The sequence below is a fragment of the Chelatococcus sp. HY11 genome (assembly GCF_018398335.1).
GTDB lineage: Bacteria > Pseudomonadota > Alphaproteobacteria > Rhizobiales > Beijerinckiaceae > Chelatococcus.
Genome location: NZ_JAHBRX010000001.1, coordinates 1,953,923 through 1,972,511, shown reverse-complemented (window position 1 = coordinate 1,972,511; position 18,589 = coordinate 1,953,923). Strand labels below are relative to the sequence as shown.

16 protein-coding genes and 1 tRNA gene are annotated in these 18,589 nt (G+C 60.8%); 11 read left to right on the top strand and 6 right to left on the bottom strand.

What is annotated here, in order from left to right; all coding sequences use genetic code 11:
* Positions 1–504: 504 nt before the first annotated feature.
* Together KIO74_RS09095 and KIO74_RS09090 are read right to left on the bottom strand one after the other, a co-directional pair.
* On the bottom strand, positions 505–1,389 hold the full coding sequence (locus KIO74_RS09095) for an NAD(P)/FAD-dependent oxidoreductase (RefSeq protein WP_213331700.1): 885 nt from the start codon (positions 1,387–1,389) through the stop codon (positions 505–507).
* Complete coding sequence (locus KIO74_RS09090; RefSeq protein WP_213331699.1) at positions 1,379–1,837, bottom strand: Rrf2 family transcriptional regulator; 459 nt, start codon at positions 1,835–1,837, stop codon at positions 1,379–1,381. Before KIO74_RS09090 ends, KIO74_RS09095 begins: the two co-directional genes overlap by 11 nt.
* 375 nt (positions 1,838–2,212) lie before the next feature.
* Here KIO74_RS09090 and KIO74_RS09085 point away from each other — a divergent pair, with 375 nt between their 5' ends.
* From KIO74_RS09085 to KIO74_RS09075, 3 genes are all read left to right on the top strand, one after another.
* Entirely contained in the window at positions 2,213–2,473 is a 261-nt protein-coding gene (locus tag KIO74_RS09085) for a DUF3302 domain-containing protein (protein WP_213331698.1), read from the top strand.
* A complete protein-coding gene (locus KIO74_RS09080) occupies positions 2,470–3,411 on the top strand; it encodes an HlyD family secretion protein (RefSeq protein ID WP_213331697.1) in 942 nt (313 codons plus the stop codon). Before KIO74_RS09085 ends, KIO74_RS09080 begins: the two co-directional genes overlap by 4 nt.
* 530 nt (positions 3,412–3,941) lie before the next feature.
* On the top strand, positions 3,942–4,250 hold the full coding sequence (locus tag KIO74_RS09075) for a CsbD family protein (protein WP_213331696.1): 309 nt from the start codon (positions 3,942–3,944) through the stop codon (positions 4,248–4,250).
* 438 nt (positions 4,251–4,688) lie between these two features.
* Here the strand turns inward: KIO74_RS09075 and KIO74_RS09070 are convergent, their stop codons facing one another.
* Complete coding sequence (locus tag KIO74_RS09070; protein ID WP_213331695.1) at positions 4,689–5,504, bottom strand: hypothetical protein; 816 nt, start codon at positions 5,502–5,504, stop codon at positions 4,689–4,691.
* 104 nt (positions 5,505–5,608) lie between these two features.
* A complete protein-coding gene (locus tag KIO74_RS09065) occupies positions 5,609–5,860 on the bottom strand; it encodes a hypothetical protein (RefSeq protein WP_213331694.1) in 252 nt (83 codons plus the stop codon).
* 142 nt (positions 5,861–6,002) lie between these two features.
* Here KIO74_RS09065 and KIO74_RS09060 point away from each other — a divergent pair, with 142 nt between their 5' ends.
* The 6 genes from KIO74_RS09060 (at position 6,003) to KIO74_RS09035 (ending at position 13,499) form a co-directional block, all read left to right on the top strand.
* On the top strand, positions 6,003–7,808 hold the full coding sequence (locus KIO74_RS09060) for a tetratricopeptide repeat protein (protein ID WP_213331693.1): 1,806 nt from the start codon (positions 6,003–6,005) through the stop codon (positions 7,806–7,808).
* A gap of 309 nt (positions 7,809–8,117) precedes the next feature.
* Positions 8,118–8,591 (top strand): hypothetical protein, encoded by a 474-nt coding sequence (locus tag KIO74_RS09055; RefSeq protein WP_213331692.1) that lies wholly within the window; start codon positions 8,118–8,120, stop codon positions 8,589–8,591.
* Between the two features lie 353 nt (positions 8,592–8,944).
* A complete protein-coding gene (locus tag KIO74_RS09050; protein ID WP_502762039.1) occupies positions 8,945–9,304 on the top strand; it encodes an HdeA/HdeB family chaperone in 360 nt (119 codons plus the stop codon).
* Positions 9,305–9,577: 273 nt separating this feature from the next.
* Positions 9,578–11,017, top strand: a complete 1,440-nt coding sequence (locus KIO74_RS09045) for a DUF1254 domain-containing protein (RefSeq protein ID WP_213331691.1) — start codon at positions 9,578–9,580, stop codon at positions 11,015–11,017.
* A gap of 296 nt (positions 11,018–11,313) precedes the next feature.
* Positions 11,314–11,390, top strand: a tRNA-Pro gene (locus KIO74_RS09040).
* Positions 11,391–11,885: 495 nt separating this feature from the next.
* Positions 11,886–13,499, top strand: a complete 1,614-nt coding sequence (locus KIO74_RS09035; RefSeq protein ID WP_213331690.1) for a family 16 glycosylhydrolase — start codon at positions 11,886–11,888, stop codon at positions 13,497–13,499.
* Positions 13,500–13,734: 235 nt separating this feature from the next.
* On the opposite strand, the gene KIO74_RS09030 is transcribed toward KIO74_RS09035, so the two are convergent.
* A complete protein-coding gene (locus tag KIO74_RS09030; protein ID WP_213331689.1) occupies positions 13,735–15,333 on the bottom strand; it encodes a family 16 glycosylhydrolase in 1,599 nt (532 codons plus the stop codon).
* Between the two features lie 621 nt (positions 15,334–15,954).
* On the opposite strand from KIO74_RS09030, the gene KIO74_RS09025 reads away from it, so the two are divergent.
* Positions 15,955–16,296 carry a DMT family transporter gene (locus tag KIO74_RS09025; RefSeq protein WP_213331688.1) on the top strand — a complete coding sequence of 114 codons (342 nt, stop codon included), beginning with the start codon at positions 15,955–15,957 and terminating at the stop codon, positions 16,294–16,296.
* Here KIO74_RS09025 and KIO74_RS09020 read toward each other — a convergent pair.
* Positions 16,177–17,088: a prephenate dehydrogenase gene (locus KIO74_RS09020; RefSeq protein ID WP_213331687.1), complete on the bottom strand. Its 912-nt coding sequence runs from the start codon at positions 17,086–17,088 to the stop codon at positions 16,177–16,179. The two genes, KIO74_RS09025 and KIO74_RS09020, sit on opposite strands and share 120 nt — an antisense overlap.
* A gap of 306 nt (positions 17,089–17,394) precedes the next feature.
* On the opposite strand from KIO74_RS09020, the gene uxuA reads away from it, so the two are divergent.
* Positions 17,395–18,573 (top strand): mannonate dehydratase, encoded by a 1,179-nt coding sequence (uxuA, locus tag KIO74_RS09015; protein ID WP_213331686.1) that lies wholly within the window; start codon positions 17,395–17,397, stop codon positions 18,571–18,573.
* The last annotated feature ends 16 nt before the right edge of the window (positions 18,574–18,589 follow it).

The following is an 18,589-nucleotide window of genomic DNA, read 5'->3' as shown; positions in this document are numbered from 1 at the left end:
AACCGAAAGTCGTCTAGACATCGGAGTTCTGAAGAAACGGCTTAGCTGTAGAGAGTGCTTGCTTGAAATATTTCGTTCAGCGACACGAATTCCGACGCGCGATCCGAAGACAGCTCAAATGAACGGCTCGAGAGCGGATGCAAATGCTGGAATGGTGCATAAGGTCCTCCATCAATGAGGGCCCACGAAACGATGTCGTGGCGCTTTAGCGTTTGGTAACGCGGCGCAAGCTGCTAGCTCAAATGCCCGCGGCTGCCTCAAAACGAGCCAGTACACATAAAATCCAACGGTCTATGAAATTTGTCAATTAAATACGTTCTTCACAGGGTAGATTTTTTAAATACACTATTGTTATGTGAAATTTGACCGCCCGTATTGAGCGCGTGGCGGAGGCCACGCGCGGGCTCGGGTGATATCCGCCGCTGAAAAGGCCGGGCTATGCCGTTGAGGCCTCAGTTGGCATGGGGGAGCTGCGTGTTCGAGCCTGTTGGGGACCGATCGACGCTATCCAAGGATCAGAGATCGATGAACGGCCGCTCCGGCGAGCGCTCCGTCGCCGACGGCGAGTGATACGGATCCCGCTCCCCGTGCCGCGTCGCCGCAGGCGAAGACGCCCGGAATGCTTGTTGCCTTCATCGCGTCGGTGCGCAGAAATGGACCGAGCGGACCCTCGTCCAGCGCGCAGCCCAGATCATCCGCGAGCGAACTGGAGGGCCGCGTGCGGCTGGCGGTGAAGAGACCGGCGAGTGAGAGCACGCGTCCGTCAGCGAGTTCGACGTCGGCTCCGCCCGTGATGCGGGCGACCGGTGTTCGCTCGACGGTGACGGATCGGCTATCAAGTTCCATGAGCTGTTCGGAAGTTGGTTCGAACGCGCCATTGGTGAGAAGCGTCGTCGGCCCCCACTCCGGGATCAGTATCGCCTGATGCATCGACACGTCGCCGACAGCCAACACGCCCAGTGGCCCGCCGCCGAGCTCAAAGCCGTGGCAGTAGGGGCAATGAAAAACGCTCCTGCCCCAACGCTCTTGCAATCCAGGAATCTCTGGCAAGGTGTCGGTCACGCCAAGCGCCAGCACAAGCCTGCTGGAGCGATGCTCCGCACCATCCCGCATCATGACAGTGAAGCCGCGATCGTCCTTTGCGGCATGGTCAGCCTGTCCCTCCGTCCACACGACGTTGGGATAGGCAACGAGCTGTTCGCGGGCTGTGGCGGCTATCTGCGCCGGATCCACCCCATCCTGCCCCAGGAAGCCGTGGGAATGGGCTGCGAAGCGATTGCGGCGGACGCCGGCGTCGATCACCATGATATTGCGCCGCGCGCGAGCGATCTGCAGCGCGGCGGACATGCCAGCATAGCTGCCGCCAACGACGATGACATCATATGACATGAGGGAGATCCTTCTTGTGTCGGCGCGCGGCGAGACGGTGTGAGAAGTCTTCGGCCAACGCGGCGAGGGTCACGCTTCCAAACCTCTGCATCAGCAGGTCTTCGGCTGCCGCGAAAGCATCGTCCAGCGCGGCGTTCACGGATTGCTCGACGAGGCATTCCGGCGTTTCGTTGCGATTGCCGATCGCGAAGATCGCGGGTTCACCGAGAGCCTGGTGAATATCCCGCAGTGACACGGTGCTAAGATCGCAGGCGATCGTCCATCCGCCGTTATGGCCTTTCCCGGAGCGCACGAAGCCCGCCTCGCGCAAACCCGCCATGGTGCGCCTGACCACAACCGGATTGGCTCCCATGCAAGCCGCAAGGGTGTCCGAGGTCATCGGCCTGTCATGGGCGGCCATGTGCAGAAGTGCGTGCAGGACCGAGGAGAGGCGACTGTCTCTTTTCATGTAACTTCGTTTATTACGATATGAGTTGCGATGCAAGCCCAGCGTCTCCGGGTTGCCCAAAATGGGGCTATCAAAGCCAACAGCCGCTTCCTGAAAGGCTGCCGCTATGATCTGTCGGATTTCGCGGGGTCCTTTTGGGTCCGGGCCAATTCTTAACGCGTCGTCCTCTGGCTTGTCGGAACACTATCCGGATAACGTCTATGACGGAGAAACGCTGCTGGCGTGGGGGAGGCGGGTTGTCCGCCGAGGCTCTCGCGGTCGCGGTTTCCATGTTGCTCCACGCCGACATCCGGCGCATGCTTCCGTGGTCTGAACGAATGGCGGGAAGCTTGTTTCTCCACCTGCGCGCAGGGGCTGCAACGGGAGATAGTTGCGATGAGCGGGTTGGATATTTTCGCGTGGATCGTTCTTATCGTTCTGGTCGCCAGTTCAGCCTTCGTGGTCATCTTCATGGCGATGTTGCCGGGAATAATTGCCAAGAGGCGCGGCCACCCCTGGGCGGAGGCGGTCACGGTCGGCGGTTGGGTGACGCTCTTTTTCGGTTTCGTGTTCTGGCCCATCGTGTTGATCTGGGCCTATGTCGATATGCCCACCAAGCCCCGTCAGCCTTCGGCTGAGACGGAGGCGACGGGATGATCGTCGTCCTTCTCAACACCTATCTCGCCCTCCTGTTCATCTTGGTGAAGCTGAGGATCGTTCCTTTCAATCTCTTCTGGAAGGTCTCGCCGGTCATTGTGTTTCTACTGCTCCTTGTCGGGTTGTTCATACCGATGAACTGGGGCGCGCCGCAGGGGCCGGCGCTGGTGGTTCGTCAATCGGTTGCTATTGTTCCAGAGGTCGCGGGAGAAGTTGTCGAGGTTCCTGTTCAGGCCAATGAACCGCTCGAGGCGGGTGATCTGTTGTTTCGGATTGATCCGGTCCCTTTCCAGGCGCAAGTCGATGCGCTGAAGGCACAGCTTAAGCTTCAGGAGACGCGTCTCGACCAGATGTCACAGTTGCAGGCCCGTGGCACGGGGCGGGCTTTTGATGTCGAGGAGCGGCAGGCGGAGGTCGACCAGTTGAAAGCGCAACTTGTCAGCGCCGAGTGGAATCTCGAAAAAACCTCGGTACGTGCGCCAGCGGCTGGTTATGTGACCAATGTTGCGCTTCGCAAGGGTGCCCGTGTCAGCAATCTGCCGCTCTCGCCGGTGATGGCGTTTATCGACACGTCGGACACGATCATCGGGGTCGAAATCAACCAGATCGATGCGCGCTATGTGGAGCCGAGACAACCCGTCGAGATCACCTTCAAATTTGCCCCGGGCCAGATCTTCGCGGGGCGGGTCGAGAGTGTGTTGCAGGCGATCGCGACGGGCCAGACTCAGGTCTCGGGGGTGGCGGTCGCGCCAGTCGCCATTCAGTCCGCTCCCTTCGTCGTCCGGATGCGGCTGGATGACCGGGCTTTCGCAAGCTTGCTGCCAGCAGGGGCGACAGGGGAGGCAGCGATATTCACCAGCCATGTCAAGCCCGCCCACGTTATCCGCAAGGTGCTCCTGCGGCAGATCGCTATTCTGAACTACATCAATCCGTTTTGAGAGCGCCGGACGCGCGTCGCACGGAGCAAACCTGACGTGGATGGCGTTCGCTTGTTCAAGGCAAGCCGAGCCTGCTCCAGCGTCAAGGACCATGGCCAAGATCGAGCCCTAATAGCTGTGGAAGTGGGCCAGATCGTTGAGAAGCGGCGCGCTGCGTCTCAAGAGAGCGGGCCCGCCCTCGATCACCATGTCCGGGGGCGGAGGCGATCGAGGGCTTCGGCCCTCTGAACTCTCAGCATCGCGGGTTGTGACGGTCCCCACACCGCCAACGGCGAGCGATAGCCCCGAGAAGCTTATCACCGAACCATGTCGCGTCGCGATTGGCAAGGTATTATTTAATTATACTCTTGAAAAGATTGAGAAATTTGTCGTTTGCGCGATCCGTGCGCCCGCGGCTTGGGGGCTGCCCAAGGACGTTCCTCCCGATTCTGGCCGGGCGGAGCGGTGAGGCTTTCCACCCTGTGTCGCAGCCCATGCGAACCATTGGGCAATTTCAGCGTTTAGCTACCATGATGAACAAGGAGGCGAGTATGAACAAAGATGAGGTCAAGGGTACCGTTACCGAGCTTGGGGGCCGAGCGAAGGAAGCTATAGGGGAGGCGATTGGCAGCGGCCGGATGCGCGCCGACGGGATGGTGGATCAAGTCGCTGGCGCGACCCAGCACGCCTATGGCGTGGCGAAGGAGCGGGTGGCAGATGTCGCAGACGCCGGGCGCGCCTATTATGACGAAGGCGTGCACGCGATCGGCCGGCGGGTCGAAGAGCAGCCGATGGGCAGCCTCCTCGCCGCGGGTCTCATTGGCTTTATGGTTGGCTGGCTGTGTCGAGGGAAGAACTAGAATGCAGCCGGCAAATGTTGGATAAGGCTTATGCTGATGCGCAGATTTAAAGTAGTGCCCTGTAGCGGCTCGCTCCTTACTCCGATCACCGCATCACGATCTTGACAGACCATAGTTCCCCGGCCGCCTCAGGCACATTTCTGAAAATGGCTGCCTTTTTGATGAAGCGACCGGGGGCCCCGATAGGCCCCCTGAAACTAAGATGCCCCCCAAACAGATCCATCTTAGTTCCCTCCCAGCCCCACGAAGCAAACTAACGAAACCATGCCTTGGTAAAGCCGGCAAGGCCGAATTCTCGTCAGGTGAAGAAAACTATGAATTTCTTCTGATCGTTAAGTTGCTTTGAGCGTCTGGGTTGCTGTGACGGTTGTGTTGTGTCTCGGGCAGTGAAACAGAATGATAGCAGCGCTTCCACAGGTCCAGCGGTGTAAGGACCATTCAAAAGTGCACGGCCATGCTTAGGAACGGGCCGTGCATGGTTGTGTCGTAGCGGAAGGTTCCGGTGCGGGTGCCACTGCCTTTGTAATCCGTATAGAGCGCACGGTAGCCGACGGCTGTGGAGAAGCTCTCCGTCCATTTGTAGCCGACGGATACCAGGCCTTGCGATGTCAACTGCGAGCCTACGCCGAAGCCACCGATATCGGCGAGCGCGTTGAGGAACCAGCGCTCGTTGATGCGATATTGCAGCGCAAGACCGACAATGGGGTCGATCCAAGCCTTTGTTTGATCATTCTTAAAGCCGACAAAAGGAACGGCTCCAGGCACAAGGGTCGTGTCGAGCGTCAGACGCTGGAAGCGCACGCCTGCTGTGACGCTGAGCTCGAGGTCGGGATTGCCAAGGGGGAGGCGATAGCCCGCTATAGCCGAGGCGATAAGCAGACGTTGCTTGAGCTTCAAGGTCGGTTCGTTGGCGAACTTCAGTTTGGCATCGTCCGAAAGCTGCGCCCAGACGAGATCGGTCAGGAACATCCAGTCGCCGTTTTTGGCGAGAAAGGCGCCCATGATGGCGCCGTCGAGATTCTTCAGAATGTCGCCGAAAGAGGCATCGACTTTTGCTGGCGGCAGGTTGCGTATCCCCACCGTCCCGTTGAGGGCTGTCGCCCAGCCATAGAGCGTCGCCTGGAAGGTCCAGCCGGCTGGAATTGACGGCGGTGGAACGGGAGGAGGCGGGGTTGTCGCGAGATCCGCCGCAAAGCTCGGCTGCGCCAGCAGCAGGCAAAGGACACCGACCGCCCTCCGCAGAAGTCTCACCATGGCATTGATCCTTCTGGTCGGAGACCATGGTTCGTGATCACCAGCATCGCCAATACTGCGATCGACACAAGAAGTCATGATCGTCGTTTCTTGTAAAGTCAGGATCACTCGCGCGGATAGCGCGCATCCATGATTTCCCCAATTTCAGCGGCGAGGCTGGCGACAAGTGACTTATACTCCGCGCAGCGTTCCTCCTTGAGCGGCACATCCGCATTCTCCCAATTGCGTAAGGCCGCTTCCGCGTCGGCGAGGTCGCCGCAGAGCAGACGGAAGCTCTCGCTTTGCAGAGCGAGTTCCTCAATCGCCCGGCGCCGGCCGGGACAATGCTGGATTGCGGCTAGCACGCCTCGGTGCATGACATGGCCCCTCTGATCCCGGCATCTGAGCCCTATCGCGGCCGTTTGGGGAGTATGTTACGGTAGTGAACGTGGCATTGCCGCGATCCTGGGGTGGGGGCAGCTCGGTGTGCGTTCGGGTAAGAGCATGGCAGGTGCGGACATGACTCCTGCCGGGGACCTGCGGGCCGAGTTTTGCCCGGACGTATCCCCCGAGGACGCGCGCGCCCAATGCGAGCGGATCCTGAGCAGCCCGGAATTCAGGGCGCCCGAGAGGGCGCGCAATTTCCTGCGCTATATCGTGGAAGAGACCCTGGAAGGGCGGTCTGCGCGTATCAAGGCCTTCTCGATCGCGATCGAGGTATTTGGTCGCGACGAAACCTTCGACACGCAGAACGATCCGGTCGTGCGGATCGAAGCTGGGCGGCTGCGGCGCGCCCTCGAGCGTTACTATCTCGTCGCCGGGCAGGATGATCCGGTCCTGATCGACATCCCAAAAGGGGGGTACGTGCCCGTCTTCGCGCGGCGTCATCCGGAAAGCCTTCCGGTTGTCGAGACGGAGGCGTTGAGATCCGATCCCCCGGCGGTGGAAACGCACAAAGTCGCGCCGCGTCACCTTTTCCACCGGTGGGCTGTGGTCGCCGTCGCCGTTGGCGTCGTCCTCCTCGGTGTAGTCTACGCCGTGATTGAATCCGGTCTTTTCAGACAGTCAACCGTCAATCCAAGTACGTTCCAGGGCGGTCCATCTGTGCTCGTCCGGCCTTTTGTGGATCTGGGAGGGGACGGCAACAGCGCGCTCTATGCGGCCGGCTTGACAGAAGATGTCCTGTCGCAAATCGCGCGTTTCAAAGAACTCAGAATTATCGGCAGCGAAACCTCGAGGAGCCTGCCCGCTGGAGCGGGGGTGGCCGATCTTCATCGCATGCTCGGCGTACGCTATGTTCTTGAAGGCGCGGTGCGGGTTTTTGACGGGCGTTTCAGGGTGACCGCGAGGGTCGTGGACGCGGGTACCTCCACGATCATCTGGTCCAACGCCTATGAGGAGGATTTGCGCTCTGGAGATCTCTTCAAGATTGAGGTTGAGCTTGCGAATAAGGTAGCGACCGCGGTCGCGCAGCCCTATGGCATCATTTTCCAGGCAGACGAGCGACGTACGGCTAACGCGCCGCCGGACGATCTCGAGGCCTATGGCTGCACCTTGCGATTCTATGGATATCGGGAGGTTCTGAGCGCCGAAGCGCATGCGGCTGTCCGGAGCTGCCTGGAACGCGCTGTCAGCCTGCATCCGACCTATGCCACCGCCTGGGCGATGCTGTCATATATTTATCTCGACGAGGACCGCTTCGGGTTCAATACCCGGCCCGATAGGCGCCCCCTGGAGCGCGCCCTGGATGCCGCCAGGCGGGCGGTGCGGCTCGATCCGGAAAGCGTTCGCGCGCATCAGGCGCTGATGATGGCGCTGTTCTTTGTCGGTGAGCCCGAGGAGGCACTGCGCGTGGGCGCCCATGCCTATGCGCTGAACGCCAACGACACCGAATTTCTAGGCGAATACGGCAGCCGCCTGGCGCAAGCCGGGGAGTGGCAGCGCGGAGCGTCGATCATCGAGGAGGCGCTCCTCCGTAATCCCGGCAATGCCGGCTTCTATGCCGGCATGCTTGGGTTCGCGGCCTACATGCAAGGCGACATGGCCCGCGCCATCACCTTCATCCGCCGGGCGGACCTTCAGAAATTCCCCCTCTATCACGTGATCGCGGCGCTCATCTTCGCCCGTGCCGGGTTGAATGCGGAGGCGGCTGCAAGCCGTAGGCAGTTCCTGGCCATGCGACCGCGATTCTTCGACGATCTGGACAATGAACTCGCAAAGCGCAATTTCCGCCCCGAAGACCGGCGTATACTGACCGACGCCGCCCGCGAGGCCGGGTTTCCGGTTCCCCTTGCTTCGAAAGCAGCGACGGGGATGCAGCATTAGCACGTGCATTCGGACGATGCCCGGTTATCTCGCCATGGTTGTATAAATAGGCCATCGGCTTTCCGGCCGGGTCTGATCGGGCAGGCCATTTCCTTGGTGAGTCTATGAGGCTTTCCGGCCTCGCAGGCCGTGCGCCTCAGGGGCGGCCTACGCTACAGAACATACCGTAACCTACCTCTGTCGGCGTGCGGATTGACCCTGGAGCTGCCGTGGTCGCCTTAAACTCTCGTCACTCATGCGCGGGCGATATCTGCAGCACCCTCCGTGGCAATGCTTCTGGCGAGACCGTGCACATCAAAAGGAGCGACTATGGAAGCGCTTACGCCCGGGGCATGGATGGCGGACTGGTCATGGGGCCTGCCTCTCATCGTGCTGGCGTCGACCATTCACGTTATCGGGCTCGGGACCATAGAGATCGGCATCGACAGCGGCCTGAAGCATAGACACGTCTGGCGCAGCCCGCGCGTGACCTTCGCGATCGTGGTCGGGGCCACCGTTCTGGCAGCGACGGTTCTGCACGCGATCGCGGCGATCGTCTGGGCCGTGGCCTATGTGTGGTTGGGAGCGCTTCCTGACGGCCGCGCGGCCATGCTCTACTCGATCGGCGCGATGACGACCTTTGGCCACGCCAACCTTCGGCTAGCCAGTGAGTGGCAGATGCTCGGCGCGTTGGAAGCGCTCAACGGCATGTTGCTGTTCGGCCTGACCACGGCATTCCTGTACGCCACGCTCCAGAACGTCCGCGCGGTTATCCTGCGTGAACATGGGGCGATACGGCGATGACTGAACCGTGCCCATGCCCTGAACCGCGCTCACGCTGGCTCTTGGGGAGCTGCGGTTGTCACTGGCAACATGGGTTGGATATACGGACGGCCTCGGCCATGTCACTTATGGCCGCTCTGTTCGAGCTGCGGTGACAGGCTGTATCCTCGTGTAACCTACTCCCGCTCGCTCCCCCCAGAGATCATAAGCAACCTCGTCGATGCTGCGCTGGCATCAGGAGGACTAGCTGTCGCTTGTGTCTTGCCGCGCAGCAAAGACAGACCGCGACATACACGACTTCACCGCCATGAGCTCATATCCGAAGTCGCCAACAGGTCAACGAACGTCCGATACTGTCAAAAAGGGGCAGCGAAATGAGAAGTTTGAGCATCGCTATCATGATCGGCGGAGCCCTGGTCGGTTCAGGCGCGCTAGCGCAGAACGCAGTGCCGCTTTCCACTTATGCGGATGCAAATGGCTTTATCGATGTGCAGGCGCTCACATGTGCGCAGTTGGCGGCCACCTACCAGGAAGACGCCGATGCACTGACCGCATGGTACAGCGGATGGTACAATGGCCTCGCCAAGAAGCATTATGCCGATCTGCGCAAGGGCAAACTAGCCGAGCATGAGGTGATTGTATACTGCAAGGCCAACCCGGATCGAAAGGTGATTGAAGCGATAGCGGTCGTGTTCAAAGATGAGCGGGCGAAGCTTGGCATTGACATGAAATGACCTGGCGAAACCAGGTCCGCGAAGGGAGGGCGCGCGGCGTCGAGAAGGCGATGGAGTCCCAAAGGACGATTTTGGCGCCTTAGGATACGAGCCGGGACCACGATGGCGCGGCCAGGCCGCGATCGATGCGACTACTTGCAAGCCACATTCCGCCGCCGAGCCTATCAAGCCCTCTATCGGTTGATGGGACGCGAGCGGGCACTGCGCCGGATATCGGCGGGACTAACTCAGATTTCGACTTAAGTAACGTCTCAGGTTTCCCAGGAGGCCAACATGAAAATCTCGCGTCGCGCTGTATCCGCCGGTGGTCTAGGGCTGCTGGCCGCAACCGCCCTTTCTCCAGCCCATGCTCTCGACGGCCCGATCGCCGATCTCGTCGACGGCTCGGAAGATTTCTGGCTGGCTGTCGAGGCGTATGTCTACGGTTATCCGCTCGTGACAATGGAGATGACACGGCGTGTCATAACGAACGTGCCGGCGGTGGAAGGCACGAAGGGCCCTATGGGCCAGATCATCAAACTGCGTGAATACCCGAATGCGTCGTTCAGGGATGTCACCGCCCCCAATGCGGACACCCTCTATACCACGGCCTTCGTTGACGTGGGCAAAGAGCCGTGGGTGCTGTCGATCCCGGCGATGGATGATCGCTACTACCTGTTCCCCATGCTCGATGGCTGGACCAACGTGTTCCAGGTGCCTGGCCAACGCACCACGGGCGGCAAGGCGCAGCAATACGCGATCACCGGGCCTGGGTGGCAGGGCACGCTTCCTGCCGGTGTCACGCAATACGCGTCCCCGACGGATATCGTCTGGATCCTCGGCCGCATCTATTGCACGGGCACGCCGGAGGACTACAAGGCCGTTCACGCGCTCCAGGACCAGTGCAAACTGGTGCCGCTCAGCAGCTACGGCAAGGATTGGCAGCCACCGCCCGGCGTGGTTGACCCGAGCATCGACATGAAGACGGCCGTCCGCGACCAGGTCAACCGAATGGATGCCGTCTCGTATTTCACGCTTCTCAGCCAACTCCTGAAGACCAATCCCCCGTCAGAGGCGGACGCCCCGATCCTCGAGAAGTTGGCGCGCATCGGCATTGTGCCCGGGCAGGATTTTGACAAGAGCAAGCTCGATGCCGCCTTCGTGAAGCGGATCCCGGAGGTCGGCTTCGGCCGCATCATGCTGCATTTCAAGTTCAGCGACGGCGACATCAAGGATATCAACGGCTGGGGCTACACGACCAGGACCGGGCTCTATGGAACCGACTATCTGCAGCGCGCCCTTATCGCGGCGATCGGGCTCGGCGCCAACCGCCCGCAGGACGCGGTCTATCCGACCTCGCTGAAGCAGCCTGACGGTCTCTTCTCCCGTGCCTATGACGGGTCGAACAAGTATGTCCTCACCTTCCCGAAGGGCCGGACACCGCCAGTGCGCGGCTTCTGGTCCATCACCATGTATGACGACAAGTATTTCTTCGTCGCAAACCCCATCGACCGCTATTCGATCAGCCCGCGGCAGGACCTGAAGAAAAACCCCGATGGCTCGATCGACATCCATATTCAGAACGAGTCCCCCGGCGCCGACAAGGAGGCAAACTGGCTGCCAGCGCCGAAGGGCAAGTTCATCCTGATGATGCGGTTGTACTGGCCGGACGAGAACCATCCATCGATCCTCGACGGATCATGGGTCATTCCTCCGGTGAAAAGGCTCGGCTGACCGCTGTTGCGCCTGACCGCGGTGTGGCACCCGGTTCAAGGATAGGCGGCGCGCCCCTTTGGGCGCGTCAGCTCTTGTTCCCGCGATTGGATCGACGCGCCTTTATCCCCGCTCTTCGGAATGGGCGGGGATAAGCCCATTATTATCAAGGGCTTGAATTGCTAGAGGCTCGGAGCGGGACACGCCTTGTGATAAGAATCTGCGCCGGCTGTGGAATAAGATGCATTTGTTGGCGCAACATGGCTTGCAGACCGGCGATCGCGCGGCTATAAGACCGGCCTCGCGGCAAGCGATGTCGGAGTGTAGCGCAGTCTGGTAGCGCACCTCGTTCGGGACGAGGGGGTCGGAGGTTCGAATCCTCTCACTCCGACCATCTAGCCATCTCGAGGTAGATTGTTTTTTCTGTCTCGCCCTCCAAGCGAGGGGCGGTTGGGATATTTTTCGGAATATCAGAGGCGCCGTGAGGGTGCCTTTTTTTGTATCCGAGTTGGTCCCGCGGGGGTGCCTTAACCCAAGTTCCGATGCACGTTTCCAGCTGGCGCGCGTCTCGATCGCGTGGGGCAGGTGCGCCTGCTCCCGATCTTCACCAGCCGAGGCAGTCGTGCATCACCCGGCGCTCGATAGCGCTGTCGTCATTCTGACGAAGAGTTGATGCGCCGATCCAGCGGTATCCACCGCAACAGCCAACGACTGGTCTGCCTCTTCAGAAGGTTAGCGCGAACGCGCGGCGAATTCCGCTCTTGAGATGCAAACACCAATATTGAGACGTCATGCCTATTGTCGCTGGCGCCCCCACTCGACATATCGTGGGAAACAACCGATGGCCGCGTCAATGGAAGCGGTCTTGTAATGCGTGGGGGGCCTTCACATGGCTACAGAGCGTACAGAATCCGAGATCATTTTCAGCGATGATTTCAACGGGAGCGGTCCGGTCGACTCAAGCAAATGGGATTACAATCACTGGCAGGCGAACGACAATCCGGCGTTCTACAACGGTACGAACGTCCGCCAGTCCCTGCCTGTGATGAGCGACGGGGTGATGCGTCTTCGCCTCGACACCTACCACGACGGCAACCGCGATTATCCGCAATATGCGCCTTCGTTCCTGGGCAACGAAGCCATTTCACTCCGGACGTTCAGCCTCGACAATGGGCCTTTTGCCTTCGAGGCGCGAATGAAGTCCGACCAGACGCAACCCGGAATCGTCGTAGGGTTCTTCACCTTCGCAGGCCCTCGCGCCTCGCATGACGAGATCGATTGGGAGTTGATGTCCACGCGCTACAACGTGGCGCAGACGAACCCCTACCACAATGAGGATCTCTCCGAAGGGCATCCGAAGGACCACGATCTTCCGGGCGGTCAGGGCGTTTATCACGACTACCGGATCGAATGGTACAAGGGCCTGGTGATCTGGAAGATCGATGGCACGGTCGTGCGGACCGAAACCTCGATCGTTCCCGAAAAGCCGATGAACCTGCACTTCAATATCTGGGGTGCGCCGAGCGGATGGACAGGCGTGGGCGATCCCTCGCTGACGGCAACGCGTGATCCCAATCAGAACCGCACCTTCTATGCGAGCGTCGATAGCGTCAAAGTGGAGCGGGTGGCCCAATCAACGGGCTCGGCCGAGGGCGAAAACGTCGTCGGTACGACCGGCAGCGAATATCTCTTCGGTGGTGACGGGCACGACACGCTGCACGGCGACAGTGGCGACGACGTCATCGACGGTGGCGACGGGTACAACGCGGCGTCCTACATCGGACGCGCGGAGAATTTCGCCCTCAGCATGGACGCGGCTCAGCGGGCTGTCATCGTTGACGATCGCAGCAATGCCGAAGGCACCGATGTCGTCGTCAATGTGCATGAACTGCGCTTCGCAGACCAGACCATCGATCTCGTCCCGATGATCAAGGCGGCCAATGCCGACGCCGCCGACCTCGGCATGATCATCGATCTCTATACGTCGTATTTCGACCGTGCGCCGGATGCCATGGGCCTCTATTTCTGGACCAGCCTCCTGAACGACGGCGTGGCGATTGCGGATATCGCGGAGCAGTTCTTCGCGGCGGCTGGGCCCAGCCGTTTCGCCGGCAAGTCGACGAGCGAGATCGTGGATATGGCGTACCGCGAGATCCTTGGCCGGGCACCGGACGCCGATGGCTTCGCCTACTGGGTCGACGCAGTCGACAGCGGCCGGTTGAACATCGAGGATATTCCGCTGGCCTTCATCCTGTCGGGACGTTCGGGCGCTGCGGGCACTGACGGCGAACAACTCATCGAGAAGGCCGAAAAGGCTGCCTATTTCGCTCTCGATAAGGGGCTAGGCGATGGCGAAGGCGCCAAAGCCGTGCTGGATGCGACCGACTTCGCCTCGGCCAAGGCGCTGGCCGATCTCTACGCTGCCAATGCCGCTGGCGAGAACGGGCAGTTGGTTGCGAGCCTGCTGGGCACGGATGTCGCCGACTACACTTTGGCCGCCTAAGGAATAACCGCAGGCGCTGGCCTCGGCGCGTCGCTGTGCGCAATAGCGACGCCGGGATGGACCGGGATGGAGCGGCCACTTTCCAGAGCATGTGCGCGGACCATAACTGGCCCGCACACGTCCGGCCATGTTTCTGAGCATTTCTGGTGAACTCCGGCTCACCAGGGATGCTCTAGGTCTTTGTTTTTGAGCATTTTCTTCACGCGAACCGGTTTCCACTTCGCTTGAAAATGCTCTAAGCGAACACGGCGTCATCCGCCGTGGAGATGCCCAGGATGCGGGTGACGAGCTGCATTGTCTCGCTGCTCTCGGCGGCGGATGCGTAGCCGTCCACGAGTGCGCGCCCTGCATGGAGATTTGGCGCGTCGAGAAGGCTGGCCGCGTCCGCTCCGTCGTTCAGCCCATGCTCAAGCGCATAGTAAGCGCTCAGGCTTGCCTTGGTTTGCACGATCTGGCCGTCCACGCCCGCCTGGCCGCTGGCGGATTGTATGAGGGCCAGGGCAAAATCGCTGGGCGCCAGCTGCCCCGTTTCGATCATCCGAACCCAGAACGTGAGCCCATCGCTATCGGGTGCGCGGCCGAGTATGTCCATATAGGCCTGAGCGACCGCGTTGGCCACGGATTGCCCAGCCGGCCGTGATCCTGCGGCTTCAGCGGAATCGTAGAAGCGCTGTGCCAGCTCGTCCAGACTCATGCCGCCGGCGTGCTGGGCGGCCCAGAAAAATAGCCCAAGCGCGTCGGGAGCGCGGTCGAAATAGGCATTGTACAGGCTGATGATCGGCGCGAAGTCTTCCGCGTCGAGATTGGCGGCCGCCAGCATTGACGTCAGATCGATCGTCTGGCCGTTGAATTCGGCATTCTGGATGTTGGCGAGGGTATCCTCACCCTCGGCCCCGGTCCGGTCCGCGACAGTGAGGGTCTGTTCGCCGGACCGCGCGCTGATCGCGAAGCTGCTGGCCGCCGCGGCATAGACGGCGGTGTTTACGCCTGCGCCTCCATCAAGGATGTCATTGCCGCCGCCGCCGCTGAGCCTGTCGTGCCCGTCTCCGCCGTCGATGTATTCATGGGCGGCGCTGCCGACCAGCGTATTGTGCGCGGCATCGCCCAGGAGGCTGGCGATCTTTTCGACCTTCACGTCATCGACATCGAAATAGAACGTCTGGTTCTGCGCCTGGCTCGCGGCGGCCTTCAGGCTGGAATCGCCGGTCGGCCAGGAGGCGGGCGGTCCCCAGATATTGAAGTGCAGCGCCATCGCCTTGTCCGGGACAAGGTTGGTCTCGGTACGGACAACCTGCCCATCGATCAGCCAGCGCACCATATTGGGCAGCCATTCGATCCGGTAGGTGTGGAAATCGGCCAGCGAGCCGCTGATCGGGTAGGAAATCGGATGGCCTTCGCCAAGCGGCTCGTTGTGATAGATATTCGTCTGCATCTGATTGAAGCTGTTCGACATCGCTTCAAAGTCGATTTCGTCGTGGTTGTTCGCGGGGCCTGCGAATGTGAAGAAGCCACCGATCAGGCCACGCTGGTCCTGGTCGTAGCGAACCCGCGCCTCGAAGGCGATCGGCCCGTTGCTGAGGTCGAAGAGGCGATAGGTGATTGCCTCCGAGCCTAGGAAAGTGGTGTGATTTGGATCGCTGGGATTATACGTATCCAGCCTGAGGCGCATCACCCCGTCGGAAGCGACAGGCAGCGTTTGCCGCTGCTGGGTGTTACCGTAGAAGGACCCGCCGTCGGCCCACACGTTGTAGTGCCATTTCGCGGAATCGATGGGTCCATTCGTCGAGAAATCATCGCTGAAAATAACTTCTGAACCGGTAAGCTGTGACGCCATGTTGCCCCCCAATGCCCGGCTGCCCAATCCGGAACCATTCCCAAAGTCATTCCGGAAGCTGTGTGTCGCGGCCTTCCGCTCCGGAATTGCGAAGACCCGAAGACATGGAACGTTTTCGCGCGTTCAAGAAGGCGACAACGTACCAAGTATAAAAAAATAATATATCGCCATCCGCCGCGCCGACGCAAGATCAGCCTCACTTTTCAAGGCTTGCAACGCATGGCCAGCGTTGATGACGCGCTTCGCTTCATGACCATACCGTTTAGCGCGCCTGTGGGGGCGGGGGGCACGACCCCTGATCTGTGAAAGGCTAGCCTTTTCAAGCTATAGCCAAGAAAATATATGGTATGGGGGTGTGATGAAGATCGCCGGGATATAGTAGTTCGGTGTGTGAATATTTCTGGTAGAGGGAGCGAGCATAAGCATAAAATACTCAAATTTTGATTGTGAAGGGTTATTTTTATTTATTATTTCATCCCGAGGGATGTGGGTCCGGATTCACGTTGTTGTCACACCGACGCGGCAATGGGGCTGTGGCCACTTCATGTGGCTGGACAATGGGCGATGCCTGTCGATATGGACAGGGATAATCCCGTTCTGTCCCGGGGGTGAGGAGGCATAGTGTCAAGCGCGTCGAGCTATATCTATCTCCTGATCGCCATCATCGCCGAGGTCGTCGCCACCTCGGCGCTGAAAGCCTCCGACAGCTTTACCCGTCTTGGCCCCACGCTGGTGACGGTGGTGGGATATGGGCTGGCCTTCTACTTCCTGTCGCTGACACTGCGTACTATCCCGACCGGCATCGCCTACGCAATTTGGTCTGGGGTCGGCATTGTGCTCATTTCAGCTGTGAGCTGGATATGGTTCAAGCAAAGCCTGGATTGGCCTGCCTTTCTCGGCCTGGGTCTGATCATCGCCGGCGTCATTGTGGTTAACGTCTTCTCGCGCTCGGTCGGCCATTGATGTTTGAAGGGCCGTTGTCCCCGCTTTCGCTGCGTGATCCTCCAGCTCCAGGTCGAGGGCAGCCGCAAGGGTGAAGAAGCGATTGCGGACCGCGGCCGCATAGGGGTTGGAGCGCTCGATCGCCTGAAACACGGCGGGGGCGTCGTAACGCACCATCCCGACAGCCTGCATGATGAGGTCGAAACTGCGGGTCGTCATGCGGGTGGGTAACGGCTCCATCTTCACCAGAACCTTGGCGATGAGATGGGTCAGCCCCTGAACCACGGCCGCGTCCCGGTCGTGCGCCTGTGGGGTCGTAACGATGACGTCGAGGCCGAGTGCGCGGCGCAGGAAGGCGGCCACCCTCAAGCCGCGGCGGCTTCGGATAGGGCAGACCGCGATTTTCAGGCCGGCGAGGCCGTCTCGTGCGCTTTGCGGGCCGAAGAGCGGATGGGTCGCGACGATATCGACATCGCTCGGCAGCCCGCGCGCCATGATCTCGGCCGGGATAACCTTCACCGAGCCCACGTCGAGCACGAGCGTGCCAGCCCCAAGATGTGGCGCGATGTCCGCGAGCACGTCTTCGAGCGCGCTGACAGGGGTGGCCAGGACAACGATGGGGCATCGCGCCGCCGACGCCATATCGGTGATTTCGACGGCCGGAAGGCCTTCCATCGATCCAGCCGGGAGGGCGGGGTCGTAGGCGCGGATGCGGAAATGAGCGCCGAGATGATGGGCCATCAACCGGGCAAAGGCGCCGAACCCAATGATGCCTAGCAGGGGAAGCTGAGCGGTATTATGAGGAACTTGCATGGACTGACCTCTGCAGGCGGCGTGCCAGAGAGGTCTTTCGTGACAACCGCTGGCTACGCAGCGGTTGAAAGATGACAAAGCACCTCGCCGCTATGGAAGCGGCACGTAGTAAAGTCCGGTGAGGGCGAAGCGCTTATTCATGGGGTGGCTTCCTAGACCATTCGCGTCGGCGCTGTCAACGGCCCGAAATCCGCTTCCGCCCGCCTGCTTCGTGAACTATGAGTGCGCTGACCGATGAGATCGGCGTACGTGGCGGCGGCGTATCACGGCCCGCCGAACGATCGCGGCAGGTAAAGGAGGCGACAGGTGGAACAGACATGGCGGTGGTTCGGGCCCCAGGACCCGGTGGAATTGTCCCATGCGCGGCAGGCGGGCGCGACTGGCATCGTGTCGGCTCTCCATCATATTCCGGCCGATCAGCCTTGGAGCGATGAAGAGGTCGCCAAGCGCAAGGCGATCATCGCCGAGGCCGGCCTCACCTGGTCCGTGGTCGAGAGTATTCCCGTCCATGACGCCATCAAAACCAACAGCGCCGATCGCAGGCGTTATATCGATGCCTGGATCGCGTCGTTGCGCGCGGTCGCGCGCGCCGGCGTGAAGACCATCTGCTACAACTTCATGCCAGTGGTGGACTGGACGCGCACGGATCTCATGTATCCCGTGCCGCTGGGCGGCTATGCGCTCAGGTTCGATATCATCGACTTCGCGGCCTATGATGTCTTCATTCTCGAACGCCCGAATGCCGAACTCTCCTATGGCCCGGACGTGCTCGCCGCGGCTAAGGCGCGTTTCGATGCGCTGCTACCGAGCGAGCGCGAGGCTCTCGAAGGCAACGTGATTGCCGGCTTGCCCGGCTCGGATTTCCATCACGACCGCGTCGGCATGCGCCGTCTGCTTGCCGCCTACGACGGCATCACGCCTGATGACCTGCGGGCTCATCTCGTCAGTTTCCTCGCGGAAGTCGTTCCGGTCGCCGAGGAAGAGGGCGCTCGGCTCTGCATCCACCCCGATGATCCGCCGTTCTCGCTCTTCGGTCTGCCGCGTGTCGTCTCGACCGCATCGGACGCGCGCGCCATTCTCGCCGGCGTCGAGTCCGGCGCCAACGGCTTGACCTTCTGTGTCGGCTCATACGGCGCGCGGGAGGACAACGACCTCGTTGCCATGGTCGACGAATTCGCGCCGCGAATTCATTTCGCGCATCTGCGCAACGTCAAGCGCGAGGCGCCGAAGACCTTCCACGAGGCCGAGCATCTCGGCGGCTCATCCGACATGGTCGGCGTTGTCGCGGCCCTGATGAAGGAAGAACGGCGGCGGCGGGCTGAGGGCCGCTCTGACGCGGAGATCCCGATGCGGCCCGACCATGGTCATCTGCTCATCGACGATATCGGCAAGCGCACGAACCCCGGCTACTCCTGTATCGGTCGCCTGAAAGGTCTGGCCGAGCTACGCGGTGTCATGGCCGCCATCGATGCGGGACACGCCTGATCGCGTTACCAGGACG